Source organism: Pantoea pleuroti, assembly GCF_014156615.1.
Lineage (GTDB): Bacteria > Pseudomonadota > Gammaproteobacteria > Enterobacterales > Enterobacteriaceae > Pantoea > Pantoea agglomerans.
Genome location: NZ_SBFD01000001.1, coordinates 318521 through 337595 on the forward strand (window position 1 = coordinate 318521; position 19075 = coordinate 337595).

Annotated in this window: 20 protein-coding genes and 1 pseudogene; 10 read left to right on the top strand and 11 right to left on the bottom strand. The window is 54.6% G+C overall.

What is annotated here, in order from left to right; translation table 11 throughout:
• Positions 1-116 precede the first annotated feature (116 nt).
• A complete protein-coding gene (locus EPG66_RS01630) occupies positions 117-1013 on the top strand; it encodes a LysR substrate-binding domain-containing protein (protein WP_182686025.1) in 897 nt (298 codons plus the stop codon).
• A gap of 5 nt (positions 1014-1018) precedes the next feature.
• Here the strand turns inward: EPG66_RS01630 and EPG66_RS01635 are convergent, their stop codons facing one another.
• From EPG66_RS01635 to sapC, 5 genes are all read right to left on the bottom strand, one after another.
• Positions 1019-2131 (bottom strand): CMD domain-containing protein, encoded by a 1113-nt coding sequence (locus EPG66_RS01635; RefSeq protein WP_182685785.1) that lies wholly within the window; start codon positions 2129-2131, stop codon positions 1019-1021.
• Positions 2132-2348: 217 nt separating this feature from the next.
• The gene (gene fabI / locus EPG66_RS01640) at positions 2349-3137 is read right to left on the bottom strand and encodes an enoyl-ACP reductase FabI (protein WP_010244547.1); all 789 of its coding nucleotides are present in this window, start codon (positions 3135-3137) and stop codon (positions 2349-2351) included.
• A gap of 141 nt (positions 3138-3278) precedes the next feature.
• The gene (gene sapF, locus EPG66_RS01645) at positions 3279-4082 is read right to left on the bottom strand and encodes a putrescine export ABC transporter ATP-binding protein SapF (RefSeq protein ID WP_031591565.1); all 804 of its coding nucleotides are present in this window, start codon (positions 4080-4082) and stop codon (positions 3279-3281) included.
• A gap of 1 nt (position 4083) precedes the next feature.
• The gene (gene sapD / locus EPG66_RS01650) at positions 4084-5079 is read right to left on the bottom strand and encodes a putrescine export ABC transporter ATP-binding protein SapD (RefSeq protein WP_010244553.1); all 996 of its coding nucleotides are present in this window, start codon (positions 5077-5079) and stop codon (positions 4084-4086) included.
• Complete coding sequence (gene sapC, locus EPG66_RS01655) at positions 5080-5970, bottom strand: putrescine export ABC transporter permease SapC (RefSeq protein ID WP_010670235.1); 891 nt, start codon at positions 5968-5970, stop codon at positions 5080-5082.
• A 174-nt stretch (positions 5971-6144) separates the two neighbouring features.
• Between sapC and EPG66_RS01660 the strand changes: the two are divergent.
• Positions 6145-6425, top strand: a pseudogene (locus EPG66_RS01660) (Arm DNA-binding domain-containing protein); the annotation flags it as partial.
• A gap of 68 nt (positions 6426-6493) precedes the next feature.
• Here EPG66_RS01660 and EPG66_RS01665 read toward each other — a convergent pair.
• Positions 6494-6697: a hypothetical protein gene (locus tag EPG66_RS01665; RefSeq protein ID WP_010244562.1), complete on the bottom strand. Its 204-nt coding sequence runs from the start codon at positions 6695-6697 to the stop codon at positions 6494-6496.
• 582 nt (positions 6698-7279) lie between these two features.
• On the opposite strand from EPG66_RS01665, the gene EPG66_RS01670 reads away from it, so the two are divergent.
• Complete coding sequence (locus EPG66_RS01670) at positions 7280-7657, top strand: helix-turn-helix domain-containing protein (RefSeq protein ID WP_240042527.1); 378 nt, start codon at positions 7280-7282, stop codon at positions 7655-7657.
• Positions 7658-7893: 236 nt separating this feature from the next.
• Here the strand turns inward: EPG66_RS01670 and EPG66_RS01675 are convergent, their stop codons facing one another.
• The 4 genes from EPG66_RS01675 to sapA form a co-directional block, all read right to left on the bottom strand.
• Positions 7894-8784, bottom strand: a complete 891-nt coding sequence (locus tag EPG66_RS01675; protein ID WP_182685787.1) for a GNAT family protein — start codon at positions 8782-8784, stop codon at positions 7894-7896.
• 295 nt (positions 8785-9079) lie between these two features.
• Positions 9080-9286, bottom strand: coding sequence for a hypothetical protein (locus tag EPG66_RS01680; RefSeq protein ID WP_031591555.1), 207 nt, complete (start codon positions 9284-9286; stop codon positions 9080-9082).
• 151 nt (positions 9287-9437) lie between these two features.
• Positions 9438-10403, bottom strand: coding sequence for a putrescine export ABC transporter permease SapB (gene sapB, locus EPG66_RS01685; RefSeq protein ID WP_010244573.1), 966 nt, complete (start codon positions 10401-10403; stop codon positions 9438-9440).
• Entirely contained in the window at positions 10404-12026 is a 1623-nt protein-coding gene (gene sapA, locus EPG66_RS01690; protein WP_182685789.1) for an ABC transporter substrate-binding protein SapA, read from the bottom strand.
• 510 nt (positions 12027-12536) lie between these two features.
• On the opposite strand from sapA, the gene EPG66_RS01695 reads away from it, so the two are divergent.
• Complete coding sequence (locus EPG66_RS01695) at positions 12537-13793, top strand: MFS transporter (RefSeq protein ID WP_182685790.1); 1257 nt, start codon at positions 12537-12539, stop codon at positions 13791-13793.
• Positions 13794-13864: 71 nt separating this feature from the next.
• On the opposite strand, the gene pspF is transcribed toward EPG66_RS01695, so the two are convergent.
• Complete coding sequence (gene pspF / locus EPG66_RS01700; RefSeq protein WP_083068818.1) at positions 13865-14866, bottom strand: phage shock protein operon transcriptional activator; 1002 nt, start codon at positions 14864-14866, stop codon at positions 13865-13867.
• A 164-nt stretch (positions 14867-15030) separates the two neighbouring features.
• Here pspF and pspA point away from each other — a divergent pair, with 164 nt between their 5' ends.
• The 6 genes from pspA to EPG66_RS01730 all read left to right on the top strand — a co-directional run bounded on the left by pspA (position 15031) and on the right by EPG66_RS01730 (position 19052).
• A complete protein-coding gene (gene pspA / locus EPG66_RS01705) occupies positions 15031-15696 on the top strand; it encodes a phage shock protein PspA (protein WP_182685798.1) in 666 nt (221 codons plus the stop codon).
• Between the two features lie 35 nt (positions 15697-15731).
• The gene (gene pspB / locus EPG66_RS01710; RefSeq protein ID WP_010244592.1) at positions 15732-15959 is read left to right on the top strand and encodes an envelope stress response membrane protein PspB; all 228 of its coding nucleotides are present in this window, start codon (positions 15732-15734) and stop codon (positions 15957-15959) included.
• Entirely contained in the window at positions 15956-16306 is a 351-nt protein-coding gene (gene pspC / locus EPG66_RS01715) for an envelope stress response membrane protein PspC (RefSeq protein ID WP_039386333.1), read from the top strand. The genes pspB and pspC overlap by 4 nt, the downstream gene beginning before the upstream one ends.
• Positions 16307-16367: 61 nt before the next feature.
• The gene (gene pspD, locus EPG66_RS01720; protein ID WP_010670225.1) at positions 16368-16616 is read left to right on the top strand and encodes a phage shock protein PspD; all 249 of its coding nucleotides are present in this window, start codon (positions 16368-16370) and stop codon (positions 16614-16616) included.
• Entirely contained in the window at positions 16597-17994 is a 1398-nt protein-coding gene (locus tag EPG66_RS01725) for a YcjX family GTP-binding protein (RefSeq protein WP_182685801.1), read from the top strand. The genes pspD and EPG66_RS01725 overlap by 20 nt, the downstream gene beginning before the upstream one ends.
• Positions 17991-19052 (top strand): YcjF family protein, encoded by a 1062-nt coding sequence (locus EPG66_RS01730; protein ID WP_182685803.1) that lies wholly within the window; start codon positions 17991-17993, stop codon positions 19050-19052. The genes EPG66_RS01725 and EPG66_RS01730 overlap by 4 nt, the downstream gene beginning before the upstream one ends.
• The last annotated feature ends 23 nt before the right edge of the window (positions 19053-19075 follow it).

Below are 19075 nucleotides of genomic sequence, written 5' to 3' on the forward strand. Positions count from 1 at the left end.
CCGTGCGGTTAAAACATCCGAGCCTGCGCGGGGTAACATTCAGCCTTATACTCTGGTTGATCCTGCGAACGAGACAGTAATGCGAACAGCCTTCAACCTGCTGATGGATAATTAACATCGACATTAAACAACTCATTTACTTGTGTAACCTGGAGCGTGAACGCCATTTCGGGCGGGCCGCGGAAGCCAGTTTTGTTACACAGCCAACCCTCTCTATGCGCCTGAAGAATCTTGAGCGCGAGCTGGGCCTGCCGCTGATTAACCGCAGCAATAATTTTGCCGGATTTACGCCGGAGGGCGACCGTGTGCTGGCGTGGGCGCGGGAAATTGTTTCGGTTTATCAGGGGCTGAAGCTGGAAGTGGAATCGCTGAAACATGGGGTGAACGGCACGCTGCGGGTTGGCGTGGTGCCGCAGTGCAGCATGGCACTGCCGCTGCTGCTGAAATCGGTGCAGGCGCGTTATCCTCAGCTCGACTATCGCATTGCGGTACTCAGTGCTGACCAGTTGCTGGAAGCACTCAACAGCCACACCGTGGATGTCGGGATCGGTTTTTTCGAGATGGCAACCCTGCGTGAACTCCATTTTCAGACCGAGATGCTGGCAGATCGGGGCGTTGAAGCCATATTCCATCCCGACCATTTTCCTGAGCTGGTGGGGGAAACCGCGCTGACGCTTGATGAAGTGGCACAACAGCCGCTCTGCCTGGCGGAGCCGACGCGTTATTTCCGGCGTTATCTCGATATGGCTTTTCGTGAAGCGGCGCTGGTGCCCCGGGTGATCGTGGAGAGCGCCTCTGTCATGCAGCTGATGCAGTGCGCGCAGGTCGGCCTGGGGCTGCTGGTGTCGCCGGTCGGTCATCTGCTGGCCGCTTCATTACAGGGGCTGCAGCAGCGCGCCATCACGCTGCCGCCGATGGCGCGCCAGGCGGCGCTGGTCATCGCTGAGCCTGGCCGTGCCACACCGCTGGCACAGCACTTTTTCGACGAAGCGCGCGGCCTGCTACCGGTTTAACGCGGTTACTGCGATTCGCCCAGTGCGTAAAACAGGCGGCTGTTCCAGTTGCCTATGGCAACACTCTGCATCAGCGCGAACAGTGCATCAGCCTCCCAACCCGCCTCCATTAGCGGTTGCAGATGGGCCGCGCTGAATCGTTCTGGCGAACGGGTCAGCTGCGCCGCCAGCGCAATAATCTGCTGCTCCGGGTCTTTTGCCCCCGCATCATCCACGCCCTCAATTAACATCTCATTTCCGGCCAGCAGCCCGAATGCCCAGCGACTGCCCAGAATCCGGGCGGCCGTCGCCTCTGCCAGGGTATTGTCCTGAGTGAGATGCTGACGCAGTTGCGCCCAGTCATAGAGCACCGAGGGATCGTGGGCCAGCAGCCATACCGCGTCCTGCATTCCCGGCAGTGACTGACAGCGGGTAATAGCAGCGAGCTGCTCAGCACTGGCATAACGCAACTCCAGTGGTTTCAGCACCGGCTGCCAGCGGGCAGGCTGATCAAAACCTGTGGCCTCAGCATCGGGTGGTGCAGTGCTGCCGGGCAGCCAGCGTACCGGCTGGGCCTGCAGCGCCTGTAAACCGGCGACCACCCGCGCCTGATAACTGACAAAGCCGATCACCTGATTCAGCGTCACAATATCAGGCTCTGTCAGGCCGACCGCATCCAGGGCGGTGATTGCGCTGGCGCTGATCAGCTCAGGCTGCATCGCCAGCTGGCGTGCATACTGCGTAATCTGGGTGAGGCGATTATTACTTTCACGTGAGGAGTCGGGCCCGGGCAACGGATTGAGGCGGGCAGAGTAGTGATTACACAGCCGCTGTACACCCGCCACCTGCGCCACCGTCAGCGCCGTGCTGAGGCGATCGTAAAGCGTTAAGGTGTGTGTGAGGGTGGTGACGACGCGATCGGGGAACAGCAGCTGTGCCAGATCGCGCGCCGCCAACAGGGCCGGCTGATTGGTGCGCAGCAGTGACTGCACCACGTTGTCATCGGCGTAACATCCCAGCAAAAAGCGGTCATCAATATGGGCGGCTTCTGGCACCAGCGGTGCGGCCTGTGAGGTACGTGGACTGGTCTGGCTCTCGTAAAACCAGTGGTTATGGCCCGGATAGCGGCGTTGTTCCATGATCAATCCTTTTGCAAATTCGGGTTCGGTATGCAGGCGGCAGAATCTGAAAATGTGCATAAACCGAAGGGCAGGCTTATCGTCGCTGATGGCCAGTCCGGGGCAAAAGATTGATCGGTGATAATTAATAGCGTTACGGTATAACGGCAGCGAAATCAGGCAGGAAGGGCGAGGCGGGAGCAAAGAGAAGGGCGAGCCAGGCTCGCCCTTGCAGAACTTATTTCAGTTCCAGTTCGTTCATTGCGGCGATGCTGAAGCCGCCATCAACGTGTACCACTTCACCGGTGATGCCGCCAGCCAGGTCAGAGCAGAGGAATGCTGCTGAGTTGCCGACATCTTCGATGGTGACAGTACGGCGAATCGGGGTGACCGCTTCGCAATGTGCCAGCATCTTACGGAAATCTTTGATGCCTGATGCTGCCAGGGTGCGGATTGGACCGGCAGAAACGGCGTTAACACGCACGCCTTCCGGGCCCATGGCGTTTGCCATGTAACGCACGTTGGCTTCCAGCGACGCTTTCGCCAGACCCATCACGTTGTAGTTCGGGATCGCGCGCTCAGCACCCAGGTAAGAGAGGGTCAGCAGCGCAGAGTGTGGATTCAGCATCTCGCGGCACTCTTTGGCCATCGCGACGAAGCTGTAAGCACTGATGTCATGCGCGATTTTAAAGCCTTCGCGGGTAACGGCGTTCACGTAGTCGCCAACCAGCTGCTCGCCAGGGGCGAAACCGATAGAGTGAACGAAACCGTCAAATTTCGGCCAGGTTTTTGCCAGTTCAGTGAACAGAGATTTGATGCTCTCATCTTCGGCTACGTCACATGGCAGCACGATGTCTGAACCCAAATCTTTGGCAAACTCTTCCACACGACCTTTTAATTTGTCGTTCTGGTAGGTGAAAGCCAGTTCTGCGCCCTGTTTGTGCATCGCCTGTGCAATACCGTAGGCGATGGAAAGTTTACTGGCAACGCCAGTAATCAGAATGCGCTTACCGGAAAGAAAACCCATAGCTGTAATCCTTATGGTCATTGTAGTTGGCGGCCGCATGGTTAAAAAGTAAGCGACCGACGTTAATCGACGTGCGGATTCTAGCACGTCTCTCATAAATCAGGTAAATCGCCCCGCAATTTCCGCGATATGCAGCAAAAATCAACGCTCTCGTCGCCAGGCTTCGGCACTCAATGCTTCGCCAAAGTGGCTGCTGATCAGTCGTCGGGTCAGATCGTGCAGCGGGGAGGCCAGCACATCAGCGGTGCCGCCGCGCTCGACCACTTCGCCCTGATGCATCACCAGCACTTTGTCGCTGATGTGCTTCATCATTCCCAGATGCTGGGTAACATAAATGTAAGCGATCCCATGCTTCTCCTGCAGTTCCAGCATCAGATTCACCAACTGGGAACGCATCGTCATATCCAGCGAGGCCAGCGCTTCATCAGCCACAATCACTTTGGGTTGCAAAATCAACGCGCGGGCCAGACCCAGTCGCTGCTTCTGGCCGGGTGCCAGCATGTGCGGATAATAGCCGGCGTGATCGCGCAGTAATCCCACCTGACGCAGGGTGGCGATAATGCGCTTTTCGCGTTCCTCCGCGCTGAGATCGGTATTGAGCCGCAGCGGGAACTCCAGAATCTGGCTGATACGCTGACGCGGATTCAGCGAGGTTGAGGGGTCCTGGAAAATCATGCGGATGCGCTGACTGCGATAACCATAATCGCCAAAGGTCAGCGGATGATCGTCTATCAGAATCTCACCTTCGGTAGGGGCGACCATGCCGCTGAGCATCTTCGCCAGCGTGGACTTGCCGGAGCCATTTTCACCGATAATTGCCAGCGTCTGCCTCTCGCGTAGGGTAAAACTGACCGACTTCACCGCCTCAACGTGCTGACGGCGGAACAGGCCCGTACGATAACGGAAGGTTTTACTCAGGTTGCGCACTTCCAGCAGAGTCTCCATGCTACTGGCCCTCCATATTCAGCGGGAAATGACAGGCGTAGAGATGCGTTTTGCTGCCGGTGAGCCGTGGCGTTTCAATACATTTGCGCTGCGCATAGGGACAACGCGGCCCCAGACGACAGCCAATCGGCAGGCTCTCCAGCGACGGGATCGCTCCTGACAGGGTATTGAGACGGCTTTTATGCGGCAGGGATCGTCCAAAATCGGGCATCGCCCGAATCAGCGCCTGAGTATAAGGATGGTGCGGCGTACTCATTAAATCTTCACTCTGGGCGGTTTCTACCGTCTGACCACAGTACATCACGTTGATACGGTCCGCCCACTGGCTCATAGTGCGCAGGTCATGACTGATCAGCAGAATGGTGGTGTTGTTGTTCTGGTTCAGCCGGCTCAGCAGGCGGAAAATCTGCGCCTGCGTCGTGGGTTCCATGGCGTTCGTCGGCTCATCGGCGATCAGCAGACGCGGCTGGTTAGCCAGCGCAATCGCGATCATCACTTTCTGGCATTCGCCTTCGGTCAGCTCATAGGGGAAGCTGCGCATAATATCTTTGTGATCTTTAATGCCGACGCGATGCAGCAGTTCGATGGCGCGGGTTTTGCGCCAGAACCAGAAGCGTTTCAGCCACGGACCTTTATACGTCCAGCGTGGGATCACCTGCATCAGCTGACGACCGATGCTTTCAGAGGGATCCAGACAGGATTGCGGCTCCTGAAAAATCATCGAGACGTTATGCCCGATAATGCGGCGGCGCTCGCGCGACGACAGGCGCAGCAGATCCACATCATCAAACACCATGCGATCGGCGGTGACACGCCAGTTATCGTTGGTCACGCCGCAGATCGCCTTGGCAACCAGGCTCTTACCGGAGCCGGACTCACCGACCAGACCACGGATTTCACCTTCGCCCAGCGTCAGATTGACGCGATCGACCGCTTTGACCGGCCCGTCAGCGGTCATAAATTCAATGGTCAGATTACGGATATCGAGTAACGGCATTTATTCCACTCCCGCTTCGACGGCGCGACGGATGCCGTCACCGAGCAGGTTAACAATTAATACGCTGACCATCAGCGCCACACCCGGCAGCATAACGGTCCATGGTGCGACGTAGATCAGCTCCAGCGAATCACCCAGCATCGCTCCCCATTCGGGCGAAGGCAGCTGCGCGCCCAGGTCGAGAAACCCGAGTGCGGCAATATCCAGAATCGCCATCGACAGCGCGCGGGTAATTTCGGTGATCAGCAACGGTAAAATGTTAGGCAAAATGGCGTAGCGCAGGATGTTGCGGCCTCTGGCACCGTCAAGACGTGCCGCCACCACATACTCTTTTTCCAGCTCATCATGCACGGCACTGTAAATCTCGCGCACCAGACGTGGAATCAGCGCCAGCCAGACCGCCAGCAATGCGTGCTCGAGTCGTGGCCCGAGAAACGCCACCACGATAATCGCCAGTAACAGCGACGGAATAGAGAGCAGGGTGTCCAGAACGTGGTTCATCACCGCCGAGCGTATGCCATGCGTCATGCCCGCCAGTACGCCCAGCACCAGCGCGCCGAGCGTGGCGAACAGCGTCACCAGAATCGCCGAACCCACCGTCGGGCCCGCGCCGCTCAGCAGGCGGCTCAGCACATCCCGACCCAGATCGTCGGTGCCGAGAAAGAAGGAGACATCGCCGTAGTGTGACCAGGATGGCGGCAGCAACTGATAACCCAGGAACTGCTGATCGATATCGTATGGCGCTATCAGCCCGCCAAACAGGCAGAGCAGCAGCAGTGCGCCAAAGCCATACAGCCCGACCATCGAAATCGGGTTGCCATAAAAATGGTGCCAGCTCTGACGAAACGCGCTGGGCAGGCGTTTTTCGGCGTAGATATTATCGGAGGGCATACGCTTTCACTTTATTGTGCTTGAGTTCGGACAACGTTTCTTTATAAAAATCACTCATATCAGAGGGTTATCCTGAGGACATGCTTTATGTTTCTTTATCATGGCTGACTCTGAGTAGCGTTAATTTATGTGTTTTGTGTGCTTCTCTGCGTAGAGGCAAAGAAGATGTCCACATTGCAGACAGACACTAAGCTCAGGAAAGCGCTGGGTAAGCGCCGCGACAAAGCAGAGGTTATCTTCGACTCGTCCGGACTGAATGTCAGGCTCTCCCGTTGAGGCAACGTGACATTTTTCTACCGGTATCGCTGGGAGGCTTAGCCCGTCAGCTGACTACAGGGGATTATCCGTCGATATCCCTGTTACAGGCAAGGAAACGGCGTCAGCAATTTCGACTCTGGATTGCAAAGGGTTATGATCCGAGTCGGCATATCGTCCTGAACAGAGTGAAAAAAGTCATATTCACCTCCGGATAACAGGCAATAAAAACCGCCCTGTTGGGCGGCGGATTAGATCTTAGCGGAGGCTATGCTGGCCGGACCCTGGCCTTTGTCGGGTGTCCATCAGGCCCGTCGTCATGGGTGTGGTCAGGATCCGGCTCAATGATAACGATATAATCTTTACCTATCCCATCGCGCGTTAACGTCACTAAATCTCCGGCAACAGGTTTGGTGTCAAACTCATGTTCCTCTTCAACGCCGGTATCTTCAAAAATTACAGCGAATTTCATTTTTCGTCCTCTTTCTGATAAACCGCGTCGTTACCGCGAGGTTTGTTGCTGACGCTTACATAAAGAATTTTAGCCTATCCTGAAAATATCAGGCATCTCAGTGGATTACTTCATGCCGATATTATCCGCGATTACCGGCTGGCTTCAGGTGTCCCGGTGTTCAGACCGCTATGGACGCATACCCGCCTGGCGGTTTCAGGTGCAGACGCTCTACGCGACTAGCTCAGTACTGAAACCCTGCCGGAACCCGCACAGGAAATTGTTCATGATGCTGCTTGAGTAATACACCGTAAATCATCCACAGAAGACGGATAATCCAACACCTAAGACGTTCGCCTCAGCAGAGATCACTTTTTGTGCAACATTGACAGATTCTTCATCATTTCCTGATTGTTCATTGATGACTTTGAGGGATAGTCGCGTCCTGAGTGGGAACTCTTTACTAAAGGAGATAAATCGGTGGCGAGAATAGAGTAAAAAAGCTTAGAAAAGAAACGTGTAAACGATCAGTTTATAATTAAATTTAGTGCGGCAATGAGTTACCTTTAAAAGGTACTGCAAAAAACGCAAAAGGGGCATGGCATGAAAGATAAAAACTTCTTTAATGCATTAACAGAATGGATAGATGATCATTCGGATGAAAAAATAAGCCTGGATAAAGTGGCTAAAAAAAGTGGATATTCAAAATGGCACCTTAACAGAATGTTCACAAAGCATTGCGGAGTCAGCCTCGGGAAATATATTAATAACACCAGAATGCAGGCGGCCTCGCTGAGTTTAAGGTTTACTGAAGCCACTATTGCAGAGGTAGCTGATCAGTTCAACTACGACTCACAGCAAACGTTCACGCGCGCCTTCTCACGACATTTTGGTATGCCTCCTGGCATCTGGCGAATCACTGATGCTGCAAAAAAATCAGATAAAAACTCTCTCTGCTTCCCCAGCGATGACGCCATTTGAGGCAGCGGTTGATAGCTTACATAATGCCGTAGGTTTACCGGATTGCATCCTCAGAGAAGTATTATCAACAGGACGGCGGGGAAGGAGAGTGATGCATAAAAATTAAAATCGGCCCTGAGATTAAACGTTTTATCTTCAAACAGCCTTCGTTGGTGCCTGGCATTTCATGATTCGGCGGTTTTGTGCTTATTTCCAGCTGCTCCGTTGCAGAAAATAAGCCAGCCTCTACTGAAAGATTAAAAAATTGTTTTTCCCGTGGAGTGCGCATCCGCCCAGCGAAGCTTATACGTCCACTCTTTATCAAGTGAGCCGATGGAAAGCCTCATCTCCTTGCCCGTCTGCTTACAGTAGTCCCTTGCCGCACCAATGTTTTTCCACATAAGTAAACTACCCGGACTAAGGTCCGAATATTTCGTGTTAACGCCGCCGTTTGGCACATCAAAATAGATGATGTGTTCACTCTCAGCCATGAAGAGCAGATCCATCGCGCAGGGCTCGTTCCCTACAAAAAGAATATAGCCGAAGAGCATCCTTTTCATGGCATTGATAAGCGTGATCAGGTTCTCCCTGGAATAACAGGTTACTCTGTCAGAAAAACGGGATTTAAAAAGGAAGATATAATAGTCTGCCAGCTCTTCAGGGCTGAATTGATTCATATCACAGCAGCGGCCACCCGCACGTATGAACCGGTTGTATTCGTTGCGGCGATTTTTTTCTGTTTTAACTGAATAGCTCTCTTTTACAAAGCATACTTTATTTTTTCGGGCAAAAGAAAAGTTAAAATTTATGAAGTTGTGCTTGTTGAAATGTGACATTTTATTGGTTTTTTCAGGGAAAAGCATCGAGGCATTTTTAGCCGCCGGCACCATGATCTCATCATAGGATAGCGGGAATTGTTTCCATTGATCGACACCTATCCGTGAGTGATCCAGCAGGGCATACGCGGCAGTATAGCCACCTTGCTTTTCTTTATGAAAATACGTTGCCTCATGACCTGTGCGAGATGAGAAAAACCTGATCACGTCAGGATGCATATTAACACTCCCGCCAAAACGGTTAAAACAGTGCTCATAAATGTCAGCGTCGGATTTTTCCCAGCCGTAAAGTATTCTTTTGAAGTGGCTCATATAAAATGTTAAACCTGATAGTTGTTCTGATAAACTGAGTTAAAAAGATGGCTCCTGAATGTCAGCCGCCCTGGGCTATTTTTTTCTGTCACTAACTCCGGACAGATATCTCTGCTGTGACGTTTTAGTCAGGGCATTATGCATTTTTTTTATCAACGTAAAGGCAAGGAAATATCAAGAATCTATCAAGCGATGTCGTTTTAATTGCTTTATATTTGTGAGGGCTGTCTGACATTTATATCAAGTTTATCTGAGTCACCCGCGTAATAGCCTGACCCGGTGACTTCATTCTCTCTCAGACAATCCGCTGGCTTTGCTCCCGACGATGCTTGTGATAATCCTCATCACACTCGCTTGAACAGAAAGCAGTTTCAGCCACTACGGGCTCATCTTTACACCAGATGCATAAGCCGTTTGGGCTTTTAAGTCTGGTCTTACGAGCTGCCAGAGAGGCTGCGAGATGCGCTTCTTCACGCTCCTGTGCCAGATCAACTTCATCCATAAATGTTCATCACCTCATCGATTTTTTCGCTTCGAACTTAAATCGCTTTCTGCAGGACAATTATTTGTGTACATCAATGCCTGCTTTCAGAACGACTTCTGAAAGAGAAAATTCATATGTTTATTTTGTGTCTGCCTTAGCGCCCTGAGCGTTAGCGCAGGGCATACCATTCCTTATGTTTCAGCGGATTCATGGCCGCACCAATCACGTCAGAAATCACATTGACCAGAATCACCAGCCCGCCAATCACCATCACGCCAGCGGAGATCGCCGCGTAATCCTGCTGACGAATCGCGTTAATCAGCCAGCGCCCCAGACCCGGCCAGTTAAAGACCATCTCGGTGATCATCGCCAGCGTCAGCATCGTGGAAAATTGCAGGCCCAGACGTGGGATCACCGGCGGCAGCGCATTATGCAGCACGTGGCGGCGGATCACGGTAAACGGCGAAAGACCCCGCGTAGCCGCCGCTTTGACATAATTTTTGTCCATCACGTCGCTGGTGCTGTTGCGCAGCAGGCGGATCACTTCCGTCGTCGGTGCCATCGCCAGCACCAGCACAGGTAAAATCAGGTGGTTCAGGACGCTGATTATCATCTCATGTCGCCAGGGCGAAGGACTCATCCAGGCATCAATCAGCGCAAAGCCAGTGACACTCTGCACCGGATAGAGCAGATCGTGACGACCGGACACCGGCAGCCAGCCCAGCGTCAGCGAGAAGAACAGCGTCAGCAGCAGCGCCAGCCAGAAAATTGGCGCAGAAAAGCCAATCAGCGCCAGCGCACTGATGGTTTTATCCTGCCATTTATTGCGCATCACGCCGGCACAGATCCCCAGCGGGATCCCGACCAGCAGCGCGAACAGAAACGCCAGAATGCACAACTCCATGGTGGCCGGGAAAACCTCACGCAGCTGCAGGCCAATCTCCTGACCGTTGGTGCTGGAGACGCCGAAATCAAACTGCAGCATCCCTTTAAACCAGAACCACCAGGCGTCCGAGAGCGCCGCGCCTTCCAGCGGGGCGTCAGGCGTAAAGTAGCTCAGGCTGAAGCTCACCAGCGACAGCAGAAACAGGGTAATGATCAGTAGCAGCAGGCGCCGCAAAATATAGATAATCACTTACTTTTCCTTATCGCGTTCACGATAAACCCCGGCAAACGAGGCGTTGCCAAACGGACTCAGGACCAGCCCTTTAATATCATGACGAAACGCCTGCAGTCGCAGAGAGGATGCCAGCGGCAGCACCGGCAACTCCTGCGCCAGAATCTGCTGCGCTTTGTCATAACTGTCGATGCGGCCAGAGAGTTGTTGTGATAACAGCGCATTCTGCAGCGTTTCGTCAAAGGCCGGCGAGCACCAGTGCGCGTAATTGGTCTGCGAGCGAATCGCTGCACAACTGAGCAGCGGCCGGAAGAAACTGTCGGGATCGTTACTGTCGGTGGCCCAGCCTGACAGTGTCAGATCATGATTCATCGCCATCAGCTGCGCCTCCTGAAAACGGCCCTCTACCGGCACTATGGTCAGCCGGACGCCGACCTGCGCCAGATCCGCCTGCAACAGTTCGGCGGTTTTCAGCGGGCTGGGATTCCACGACTGCGACGCGGCAGGCACCACCAGCCGCAGATGCAGATCGCTGATGCCCAGAGCCGCCAGTGCGGCACGGGACTTCGCCGGATCATAGCTGGTGATGCGCGCATCATTATCATATGCCCATGAGGCGCGAGGTAATATCGAGGCGGCGGTTTCGGCGGTGCCGTAATAGATGGACTCCATCAACCGCTCATTGTTGATCGCCAGCGCCAGCGCGTGACGTACCTCAGGGCGGTCGAGCGGCGGCTTGCGGGTATTAAAGGCCAGATAGGCGATATTCATGCCGGGACGAAGCGTCATCCGCAGGCGCGGGTCATCGCGCAGGATGGTGAGCTGGCTGGCCGCGGGATAGGCAAGCACGTCACATTCACCGGTCAGAAGCTTGGAAAGCCGCCCGGTGCCGCCTGAGCCGAGATCGATCACCGCCTGTTGCAGACGCGGCACCCCTTTCCAGTAGTGAGGATTGCGCGCCAGGCGGATGTACTGACCGGTGCGGTATTCGCTGAGCTGATAAGGACCGGTGCCAACCGGTTGTCTGTCCATCTCTTCCTGCTGGCCCTGTGCGGTGAGCTGGTCGGCATACTCTTTCGACAGCACTGGCGCATAGTGGGTCGCCATGTGCCACAGGAACGACGCATCCGGGCTGTTTAACCTGAACTCAACCGTCCTGTTATCAATTTTCTTCACGCTCTGCACGGAGTCGGAGAATTGCAGACTGTCAAAGTAGGGATAGTTGCCGCCATTGACGTTGTGCCAGGGGTGATTGCGGTCAAACATTCGGGCGAAGCTGAACACGACATCGTCGGCGTTCAGTGCACGGGTGGGGCGGAACTGATTCGTCTGCTGGAACTGCACGCCGCTGCGCAGATGAAAGCGATACGTTGCGCCGTTATCGCGCACTTCCCAACTGGACGCCAGATCGGGCTTGAGACGATAGGTGTAAGGATCGACATCCAGCAGGCGGTCATAGAGTTGTGCCGCCAGCGTATCGACAGTCAGCCCGCTACTGGCCATCTGCGGATTAAAGGTGTTCAGCGTGCCGCTGACGCAATAGACGAAGCCGGTCTGGCGGATATCACCCGCAGGCGCTGACCACGCAGGGGCACTCAACACGCTGAGACTTAGCAACAGCGAACATAATAGTTTTGACATAGAACTCAACGATTTTGAGGCATTAAACAGAGTGTATCGCAAAGCGGGCATTGTCCCAAAACCTGCAACCGCTGCCAGACTGATTTTCATCATCGCGGCGGTAAAAAGAGCGTACAGAAGGTGTGGTAATGAGAAAAATTCTCAATAACATGTTTACAGATGATAATAAGAATGATTATTATTCATCTGCGCTTCGACGGTGGCTCTGCCGTAGAAGAGCACGACATTGCTCACATTGCTTCCAGTATTGTTGCCCGCCTTTTGGCGGGCTTTTTTTTTGGCTTAGGCAGAGTGGCATGCCTGCCTGGACGGGGAAGGGAAAGCTGCTGAAAGAGCCGGCGCTTTGAATGCGGTGTGGCGATGAAAAAACGGGAGAGAAAAGTGAGTTAATGATGATGTTATCTCTGCTGGCCTCCCGTTTAGCTAAGCGGGTCCTGAATTAAACCGCACTTAACTATTACAAAAACGCAGGTACTATAAGCTCATCTTCTGGTCATCCATTTCCTGGCAATGAATAAATTCCAAAAAAACGTTCAGGCATTTCAGCATACATCCTTTCGCTATCTCTTTTTTGGGCGCCTGTTCACCGTGCTGGGCAATGGGATTGCTCCCATTGCGCTGGCTTTTGCGGTACTGGATATTGGCGGGTCTGCTTCTGATTTAGGGATAGTGGTTGCGTCCCGTTCACTGTGTAACGTGCTTTTCCTGCTGGTGGGCGGTGTTGTCGCCGATCGCTACTCACGCAGTCGGGTATTAGTTTCATCGGCAGTGGTTGCCGCTGTTTCACAGGCTATCGTCGCCTGGTCTGTACTTGATGGCTCAGCAACTGTAATTAGCCTGACTTTGCTGGGTGCCCTGAATGGTGCGGCGGCAGGAATCGCGCTGCCTGCATCGTCTGCGCTGGTTCCGCAGGTGGTTCCAGCAACGGATTTGCGTCAGGCTAACGCATTAATTCAGCTGGGGATTTATGGCGGTACGGTGATGGGGGCATCGCTGGGGGGGATTATCACCAGCGCTGTCGGGCCGGGCTGGGGGCTGGCAATTGATGCGCTGGGTTTTGCCGTTTCCGTACCGCTCTATTTCCTGATCCGTGTGAAATCGAATAAAACCGCGGCTTCGCAAGGCAATATCCTGCGCGATATCAAAGAGGGATGGGCAGAGTTCGCCGGACGAAGCTGGATTTGGTCGATAGTCCTTCAGTTCGCCATTATCAACGTCGCGTTCAATGGCATTGTGGTGGTACTTGGCCCGATGATTGCCGACGTCTCTTTCGGACGGGCGCGATGGGGGATTATTGTGGCCGCCCATAGCGCGGGTCTAATTGCAGGTTCGTTTCTGGCTATGAAATGGCATCCACGTCGTGATCTCTTTATTGGCGCGATGCTGGCAGGTCTTTACGCACTCCCAATATTTATGCTGAGCCAGGATGCGTCAGCAGCAATGCTGATAGTGGGGTTCTTCATTGCTGGCATGTCATTGGGCCTGTTCGGCGTAACCTGGGCGCACTCATTACAGACACATATCCCACCGGATAAGCTGGCTCGCGTGTACGCTTATGATGCAATGGGTTCCTTTATCGCCATTCCCTTTGGACAACTGGTCGCGGGTCCGCTGGCAACACACTTTGGTATGAGTGCTGTATTGCTGATGTCAGCACTGGCCGTGGTGATGGCTACCGCTGGCGTCGGTCTGGTTCCTGCTATCCGGCAACCTGAAAAAATGGGGACTAAGTCGCACAATGCGTATTGGACAGGCGGCTCAACGTGAAAAACAGCCCGGTTTATACCGGGTTGTTAATTCATAAGGCCGGGCAAAATCATAGGTTGGGGTGGCGTTAATTAACTCTCTGCTTTTATATCGTGCTTCTTCATCATTGCGCGCAACTGATGATAGGTGACACCTAATAAGCCAGCCGCACGGCGTTGGTTATAACGTGCCTGCTGCAGGCTGGCTTCCACCAGATCCCGCTCCTGCTGATTCTGCCATTGACGCAGATCCAGCGGCAGGGCAGGCAGCGCGCTGCTATCCGCCTCATGACTGGTCCGGATGACAGCAATCGGTTCAGGGCGTGTAGCAAACGGGTTGATAATGACATTATCCAGAGGCTGCTCGCTGCTGTTATGACGATAGACCGAGCGCTCCACCACGTTTTTAAGTTCGCGAACGTTGCCGGGCCAGTGGTAATCAAGCAGAGCCTGCTGCGCCCGTGGGGTAAAGCCGGGAAACAGTAACAGACCAAGCTCGCGACACATCTGGATAGCGAAATGCTCGGCCATCACCAGTATATCGCTGCGTCGTTCGCGCAGTGGCGGTAACTGCACCACATCAAAGGCCAGACGATCCAGCAGATCGGCGCGGAATTTTCCCGCTGCCGCCAGCGCGGGCAGGTCTTCGTTTGTCGCACAGACCAGTCGCACATTGACCTGCAGGGAGTGATTGCCGCCGACCCGCTCCAGCTGTCCATATTCTATTACCCTGAGCAGCTTTTCCTGAACCAGCATCGGTGCCGTTGCCAGCTCATCCAGAAACAGCGTGCCGCCGTCAGCACGTTCAAAACGGCCAAGATGGCGCTTCTGCGCGCCGGTAAAGGCGCCAGCCTCATGACCAAACAGTTCAGAATCGAGCAGATTTTCATTCAGCGCGGCACAGTTCAGCGAGATAAACGGTCCCTGCCAGCGGTCAGAGAGATAGTGCAGTCGGCTGGCGATCAGCTCTTTGCCCGTTCCACGCTCACCAATCACCAGTACCGGTTTCTCAAGGGGAGCCAGTTTGGAAACCTGCTCCAGCACCTCAAGAAAATTGTTCGACTCCCCCAGGAGATTATCGTTAGTGCCTGTCATGATGAATTTCGCCATCCCTTAATCATTTTGACTATCTTAAAACAAGCGTGAAGGGCTGTAAAATTTAAAATATGATAAAAATCAATCAATTATAAAATTGGCACGCATTTTGTATTAACTCAGCAGGACTTCACGTTTTAAAACATTAAAAGAGGAACATCATTATGGGTATTTTTTCTCGTTTCGCCGACATCGTTAATGCCAACATTAATTCCCTGCTGGAGCGTGCGGAAGATCCGCAGAAACTGGTCCGGCTGATGATTCAGGAAATGGAAGACACCTTAGTTGAAGTGCGCTCCACCTCTGCGCGGGCACTGGCTGAAAAGAAACAGTTGTCACGCCGTATTGAGCAGGCGGAGATTCAGCAGGCTGAGTGGCAGGAAAAAGCGGAGCTGGCGCTGCGCAAAGATAAAGATGATCTGGCCCGTTCCGCGCTGATTGAAAAACAGAAACTCACCGATCTTGTCGCCTCTCTGAAACAGGAAGTGGGCCATGTTGAAGAGACGCTGGAGCGCATGAAAGGCGAAATCAGCGAGCTGGAGAAAAAACTGAGTGAGACACGTGCCCGTCAGCAGGCGTTAACGCTGCGTCATCAGGCGGCCTCTTCATCACGCGATGTTCGTCGTCAGCTGGACAGCGGTAAGATCGACGAAGCAATGGCACGGTTTGAATCTTTTGAACGTCGTATCGACCATATGGAAGCGGAAGCAGAAAGCCACGGTTTTGGTAAACCAAAAACGCTGGACCAGGAGTTTACTGACCTGAAAGCGGACGATGAAATCAGCCAGCAGCTTAATGCGCTGAAAGCCAAAATGAACCGCAGTGAGTAATCATCGACGTTGCGATAAGTGATTAAGGAGAGTCAATGAGCGCACTTTTTTTCGCCATACCGTTAACGATCTTCGTGTTGTTTGTCGCACCGATCTGGTTATGGCTGCATTACAACAACAAACGCAACGGCGGTTCGGAACTGTCGCAAAGCGAAATCCAGCGCCTGCAGCGCGTGACCCAGGACGCGCAGCGGATGCGCGAACGTATTGACGCGCTGGAAGCGATTCTGGACGCTGAACATCCAAACTGGAGGCAGCCATGATTAAAGGACGCAAGTTGTGGCGCAAGCCAGATGAAGGGAAATTCATGGGTGTCTGCGCAGGCCTGGCAGAGTATCTCGATATTCCGGTTCGTCTGCTGCGTGTCATCGTGGTGTTATCACTGTTCTTTGGCCTGTTTCTCTTTACGGTGATCGCCTACTTTGTGCTGGGTTTTGTGCTGGATGTGAAACCCGCCTCTGCCTCCCGGACTGAGCGCCAGCCCAGCGCCAGTGAACTGCTGGATCAGCTGGAGAGCACCCTGCAACGGGATGAGCGCAGCGTGCGCGACCTGGAACGCTATGTGACGTCTGAAACCTTCAGCGTGCGCAGCCGCTTCCGCCAGATTTGATTCTGCTACTGTTATTGCCGGGCCTGTCTCAGGCCCGTTCGCTCACTCAATGGAGGTGTTGATGTCTTTTTCGCGATCCACTGCTTTTCGTCACCGCGCGGCACCTGCATTGAAGTCGGCCGCTAAATTCATCATTATTAATGCTGTTACCTACGGTCCCGCCGGTGTCACTGGCTGGGCAGTGAAATCGGTAGCGCGACGCCCGTTACGTCTGCTGCTGGCTGTGGCGCTTGAGCCATTGCTGAAACGCGTGATGAACCGGGTGGCATCGCGCTTCATCAGGGAGAAAGATGAAAAGACTGCAAACTGAATTGATGGCGTTGATGAACCGTGGCGTTGATCGCCACCTGCGGCTGGCGGTAACCGGATTAAGCCGCAGCGGCAAAACCGCCTTCATCACCTCACTGGTTAATCAGCTTTTAACCGTTCACAGCGGCGCGCGTTTGCCGCTGTTTTCCGTGGTGCGGGATGAGCGCCTGTTAGGCGTAAAGCGGGTACCACAGCGTGACATGGGCACGGCCCGTTTCACCTATGACGAAGGGCTGGCACAGCTCTACAGCACGCCGCCTGCCTGGCCCACACCCACCCGCGGCGTCAGCGAAATGCGACTGGCGCTGCGTTATCGTCCCAATGATTCGCTGCTGCGTCACCTGAAAGAGACTGCGACACTCTATCTGGAGATTGTCGACTATCCCGGCGAATGGCTGCTGGATCTGCCGATGCTGGCGCAGGATTATCTCGCCTGGTCCCGGCAGATGAACGGTCTGCTGCAGGGCGATCGTGCTGAGTGGGCAAAGCCCTGGCGAACCCTCTGCGAAAAACTCGACCCGCTTGCACCCGCCGATGAAACCCAGCTGGCAGAGATTGCCGCTGCCTGGACCGACTATCTGCATCGCTGTAAATCTGAAGGCTTACACTTTATTCAGCCCGGTCGCTTCGTGCTGCCTGGCGATATGGCAGGCGCCCCCGCGCTGCAGTTCTTCCCCTGGCCGACGGCTGATGAAGCGCAACTCACTAAGCTGGCACAGGCGGACAAGGGCAGTAACTTCAGCATGCTGCAGCAGCGGTTTAACTACTACTGTCAGCATGTGGTGAAAGGTTTCTATAAAAATCATTTTCTGCGCTTTGACCGCCAGATTGTGCTGGTTGACTGCCTGCAACCGCTTAACAGCGGACCCCAGGCGTTTAACGATATGCGGCTGGCACTGACGCAGCTGATGCAGAGTTTTCATTACGGTCAGCGAACCCTGTTTCGGCGGCTCTTTTCACCGGTAATCGACAAATTGCTGTTTGCCGCCACCAAGGCCGATCACATCACCAGCGATCAGCACGGCAATATGGTGTCACTGTTGCAGCAGCTGGTGCAGGATGCCTGGCAGAACGCGGCGTTTGAGGGGATTAGCATGGATTGCATCGGACTGGCGTCGGTGCAGGCGACGCAGAGCGGGCTGGTCGATCACAGCGGCGAGAAGATCCCGGCCCTGCGCGGAAACCGGCTGGATGATGGTGAGCCGCTCACCGTCTATCCGGGCGAAGTCCCGCCGCGTCTGCCCGGTAATGCCTTCTGGCAGCAGCAGGGTTTTCAGTTTGAACAGTTCCGGCCGCAGCAGCTTGATGTCGATCGCCCGCTGCCACATATCCGCATGGATGCCGCGCTGGAATTTTTATTGGGAGATAAATTGCGATGAGTGATCCGCTAAAGCCGCGTATCGATTTTGCCCGTCCGCTGGATGAGAGCAGCACCACGCCGCTGCGCCCGGCGCAGACTTTTGAAGCGGAAGCGCAGGCGGCGTTTCTGGCGGTGCAGGATGAAGAAGTCGCTGTCGAAGAGGAGGGCGCTGGTGAACGGGCGGTGGAAGCTGCGCTGAAACCTAAGCGCAGCGTTTGGCGCAAACTGGTGACCGCTGGCGTGCTGCTGTTTGGCGTCAGCGTGATTGCGCAGGGTGTCCAGTGGACACATGACGCCTGGCTGGCCCGCGACTGGTTTTCGCTGGGTAGCGGCGTGGCGGGTGGTCTGATCGTCCTGGCGGGTGTGGGTGCGCTGACTACCGAGTGGCGTCGTCTCTATCAGCTGCGTCAGCGCGCTGAGGAGCGGGATGTGGGCCGTGAGCTGCTGCACAGTCATGGTATCGGCAAAGGCCGGGCATTCTGCGAAAAACTGGCGCAAGAGGCAGAGCTGGATCAGGCGCATCCGGCCCTGCAGCGCTGGCATGCATCGCTGCACGAAACCCACAATGACAGTGAAATTGTCCGCTTATATGCGCAACTGGTGCAGCCGGTGCTGGATCGGCAGGCGCGGCGCGAAATCAGCCGTCATGCTGCGGAAGCCACGCTGATGATTGCGGTCAGCCCGCTGGCGCTGGTGGATATGGCGTTTATCGCCTGGCGTAATCTGCGGCTGGTCAATCGCATCGCGGCTATTTACGGCATTGAGCTGGGCTACTTCAGCCGCATCCGGCTGTTCCGTCTGGTGCTGCTCAATATGGCCTTTGCCGGAGCTTCCGAACTGGTGCGGGAAGTGGGTATGGACTGGATGTCGCAGGATATCGCCGCCCGGCTTTCCACGCGCGCCGCGCAGGGCATTGGCGCGGGTTTGCTGACCGCAAGGCTGGGCATCAAAGCGATGGAGCTGTGCCGTCCACTGCCGTGGCTGGAGCAGGATAAACCACGGCTCGGCGATTTCCGTCGTGAGCTGCTGGGCCAGTTGAAAGAGGCGTTGCAGAAGGGCGGCAATAAGTCAGCCTGACGCTCTCGTGACAAATTAAAGGC

Coding starts and splice junctions, on each gene's coding strand:
- EPG66_RS01670 (WP_240042527.1), top strand. CDS start 7,280: ATGAAAGATAAAAACTTCTTTAATGCATTAACAGAATGGATAGATGAT.
- sapD (WP_010244553.1), bottom strand. CDS start 5,079: ATGCCGTTACTCGATATCCGTAATCTGACCATTGAATTTATGACCGCT.
- sapF (WP_031591565.1), bottom strand. CDS start 4,082: ATGGAGACTCTGCTGGAAGTGCGCAACCTGAGTAAAACCTTCCGTTAT.
- EPG66_RS01725 (WP_182685801.1), top strand. CDS start 16,597: ATGAAAAGACTGCAAACTGAATTGATGGCGTTGATGAACCGTGGCGTT.
- EPG66_RS01635 (WP_182685785.1), bottom strand. CDS start 2,131: ATGGAACAACGCCGCTATCCGGGCCATAACCACTGGTTTTACGAGAGC.
- pspF (WP_083068818.1), bottom strand. CDS start 14,866: ATGACAGGCACTAACGATAATCTCCTGGGGGAGTCGAACAATTTTCTT.
- EPG66_RS01675 (WP_182685787.1), bottom strand. CDS start 8,784: ATGAGCCACTTCAAAAGAATACTTTACGGCTGGGAAAAATCCGACGCT.
- sapA (WP_182685789.1), bottom strand. CDS start 12,026: ATGTCAAAACTATTATGTTCGCTGTTGCTAAGTCTCAGCGTGTTGAGT.
- pspD (WP_010670225.1), top strand. CDS start 16,368: ATGTCTTTTTCGCGATCCACTGCTTTTCGTCACCGCGCGGCACCTGCA.
- pspC (WP_039386333.1), top strand. CDS start 15,956: ATGATTAAAGGACGCAAGTTGTGGCGCAAGCCAGATGAAGGGAAATTC.
- EPG66_RS01665 (WP_010244562.1), bottom strand. CDS start 6,697: ATGAAATTCGCTGTAATTTTTGAAGATACCGGCGTTGAAGAGGAACAT.
- pspB (WP_010244592.1), top strand. CDS start 15,732: ATGAGCGCACTTTTTTTCGCCATACCGTTAACGATCTTCGTGTTGTTT.
- sapC (WP_010670235.1), bottom strand. CDS start 5,970: ATGCCCTCCGATAATATCTACGCCGAAAAACGCCTGCCCAGCGCGTTT.
- EPG66_RS01695 (WP_182685790.1), top strand. CDS start 12,537: ATGAATAAATTCCAAAAAAACGTTCAGGCATTTCAGCATACATCCTTT.
- pspA (WP_182685798.1), top strand. CDS start 15,031: ATGGGTATTTTTTCTCGTTTCGCCGACATCGTTAATGCCAACATTAAT.
- EPG66_RS01680 (WP_031591555.1), bottom strand. CDS start 9,286: ATGGATGAAGTTGATCTGGCACAGGAGCGTGAAGAAGCGCATCTCGCA.
- fabI (WP_010244547.1), bottom strand. CDS start 3,137: ATGGGTTTTCTTTCCGGTAAGCGCATTCTGATTACTGGCGTTGCCAGT.
- EPG66_RS01730 (WP_182685803.1), top strand. CDS start 17,991: ATGAGTGATCCGCTAAAGCCGCGTATCGATTTTGCCCGTCCGCTGGAT.